Below are 2,946 nucleotides of genomic sequence, written 5' to 3' on the forward strand. Positions count from 1 at the left end.
GCCGCCCGGTCCGCGGCCGCCCGATCCGCGGCCACTCGGTCCGCAGCCGCCTTGTCCGCCGCCAACCGGTCCGCCGCCGCCTGCGCGAACAGGTCCTCCTGCGTGTAGTCCGCGAGCCCGCTGACCCCCACCCCCAACAGCCGTACGCCGCCCGTGGTGTCCACCGACTCCAGCAGCCGCCCCGCCGCCTCCCGCACCACACCCGGGTCGTCCGTCGGCCCGCGCAGCGTCTCCGAGCGGGTCAGCGTGGAGAAGTCGTACCGCCGGACCTTGAGCACGACCGTCCGCCCCGAGTGCCCGGCCGCCCGCAGCCGCTGGACACACCGGTCCGCCAGCCGCTCCACCTCCGTCCGCACCCGCACCCGGTCGTGCAGATCGACGTCGAAGGTGTCCTCCACGGAGACGGACTTGGTCTCCCGCTCGGCCACCACGGGCCGGTCGTCGTGGCCGCCCGCCATCCGGAACAGCGACGCCCCGTGCGACTTCCCCAGCAGCCGTACGAGCTCGTCCTCACCGGCCTCCGCCAGATCCGCCACCGTGGTCATCCCGGCCCGCCGCAGGTGCTCCCCCGTCGCCGGACCGACACCGGGCAGGGTCCGTACGGTCATGGGCCCCAGGAGCGCCCGCTCGGTCCCCGGCTCGACGATGACGAGGCCGTCCGGCTTGGCCTGCTCCGAGGCGATCTTCGCCAGCATCTTGGACCCCGCGAGTCCCACCGACCCGGTGAGCCCCGTGGTCGCGCGGATGTCCCGGCGCAGCCGCTCCCCGGCGGCCCGCGCGGAGGCCGTGTCGTGGGCCGAGCCGCCCGCCTCCAGGTCCACGAACGCCTCGTCCAGGCTCAGCGGCTCCACCAGCGGCGACAGCCGGCCCAGCAGCTCCATCACCTGCTCGCTGATCGCCCGGTAGACGGTGAAGCGCGGGACCAGATACGCGGCGTTCGGCGCGAGCCGTCTGGCCTGCGCCATCGGCATCGCCGAATGCACCCCGAACCGCCGCGCCTCGTAGGAGGCCGTGGAGACCACCCCGCGCGGCCCGAGACCCCCGACCACCACGGGCTTTCCGCGCAGACTCGGCTTCGCCGCCTGCTCGGCTGCGGCGAAGAAGGCATCCATGTCCAGATGCAGGACGGTCGGGGCGGCTCTCACACCCCCGATGCTCCCTCACACCACTGACAATCTGCCGGCGCGGCGTGCGGACGGGCCCGGTCCCGCGTGCACGGAGCCGTACGCGGCTCAGACCGCGCGGTCCCTGCGCCGCCTGGCCAGTTCGTCGGCGGGGTTGTTCCCCACCAGCGTCTCGCCCGTGTCGATGCGCTCCCCGTGCAGCTGGGACAGGGCGGCCTCGACGTCCCGCCACACCACCCCGACCGCGATCCCGAAGATCCCCTGACCGCCCTGGAGCAGCGAGACGACCTCGTCGGGCGACGAGCACTCGTAGACCGTCGCCCCGTCGCTCATCAGCGTCATCCGCTCAAGATCCTGGACGCCCCGGGTCCGCAGGTGCCGCACGGCCGTCCTGATGTTCTGGAGAGCGACCCCGGTGTCCAGGAACCGCTTCACGATCTTGAGGACGACCACGTCACGGAAGCTGTAGAGCCGCTGAGCCCCGGAGCCGTACGCCGCGCGCACGCTGGGCTCCACGAGCCCCGTACGCGCCCAGTAGTCCAACTGGCGGTACGTGATCCCCGCCGCGGCACACGCCGTCGGTCCTCGGTACCCGACCGTCTCGGTACCGGGGTCGGCCGCCTCGCTCCGCAGCGGGAACGCCCCGCCCACCGCCGTACCGTCGCCGCTGCTTCTCACGCCGACCTCCGTCCTTGACCTGCCCTCAACGACGGTAGGGAGTCACTCGGGGTGCGTCAACGATCGCCGCACTCGCCACGCCGAGTGATAATCACCTTGAGAGTGGTTTCGCGTGTCCCGGTCCCGGGAAGGGCTGACCGAATGTGCTGACCGTGCGGTCCGGAGGCGGGTCCGCCTCCGGCCGTCAGGCACTCACCGACCACTCACTGGCTGTTGGTCCCGAAGTCCTCGGGAGAGATCTGGTCGAGGAATTCACGGAACTTCTCCACCTCGTCCTCCTGCTCGTCCGGGATGGCGATCCCCGCGTCGTCCAGGACGCCGTCACTGCCGTAGATCGGCGTACCGGTGCGCAGCGCGAGCGCTATGGCGTCGGACGGCCTGGCGCTCACCTCCACCCCGCTGGCGAAGACCAGCTCCGCGTAGAAGACACCTTCCCTGAGGTCCGTGATGCGGACCTCGGTCAGCTCCTGGCCCACGGCCTCAAGGACATCCTTGAAAAGGTCATGGGTCAGCGGCCTGGCAGGCGTCATGCCCTGCTGGGCGAAGGCGATGGCGGTGGCTTCCCCCGGCCCGATCCAGATGGGAAGGTACCGGTCGCCTCCCACTTCACGCAGGAGCACGATCGGTTGGTTCGAGGGCATTTCCACCCGGACACCCACAACGTCGAGCTCGTTCACACAGCAACCCTAGGACGCGACCGACCGGTTTGGGTAGTCGGACTCCCCCATGATCAGTACGGATGTGCTCCGAGAGCCGTCCGGAACAGTGCCGCGTGCAGCTTCACGGAGAGGGTCGCCAGCTCCCTCGTGGTGGCCTCCGCATGGGCTCTGGTCTGCGGGTTACGGTGCCGGCGCAGCGGTGCGACCACCTGCTCGACCATCCCCGCCTCGCGCTGGGCGGCCGCTCTCATGATCCGCAGATGACGTGGTTCCAGGCCGAATCTTCCCAGATCCGTGACCAGTTTCGCCACGGTCACGGACTCGGCGTCGTACCCGCCGTCCGGCATCGGAGTGATGAGACCGTACGACTCCCACTCGTCCAGCGCGCTCGCGTCGGCCCCCGAGGCGGCCAGCAGCTCCTCACGCCCGATCCTGGCGGCCGTCCGCGGCGCGGGCCCCGTCTCCGCCCCGGCCCGCCGCTGGCG

At 71.3% G+C, this 2,946-nt stretch carries 3 protein-coding genes and 1 pseudogene; all 4 read right to left on the reverse strand.

Features of this window, described 5'->3' with window-relative positions:
- Positions 1–1,145 (reverse strand): DNA polymerase IV (locus tag GT042_RS23070; protein WP_161310638.1); only part of this gene is annotated, 1,145 nt, incomplete at its 3' end.
- Positions 1,146–1,232: 87 nt separating this feature from the next.
- Positions 1,233–1,775: a MerR family transcriptional regulator gene (locus GT042_RS23075; protein WP_345943878.1), complete on the reverse strand. Its 543-nt coding sequence runs from the start codon at positions 1,773–1,775 to the stop codon at positions 1,233–1,235.
- Positions 1,776–2,005: 230 nt separating this feature from the next.
- Positions 2,006–2,479: a bifunctional nuclease family protein gene (locus tag GT042_RS23080; protein WP_161308445.1), complete on the reverse strand. Its 474-nt coding sequence runs from the start codon at positions 2,477–2,479 to the stop codon at positions 2,006–2,008.
- Between the two features lie 53 nt (positions 2,480–2,532).
- Positions 2,533–2,946: pseudogene (locus GT042_RS23085) on the reverse strand (MerR family transcriptional regulator); the annotation flags it as partial.

The organism is Streptomyces sp. SID3212, assembly GCF_009865405.1.
Lineage (GTDB): Bacteria > Actinomycetota > Actinomycetes > Streptomycetales > Streptomycetaceae > Streptomyces.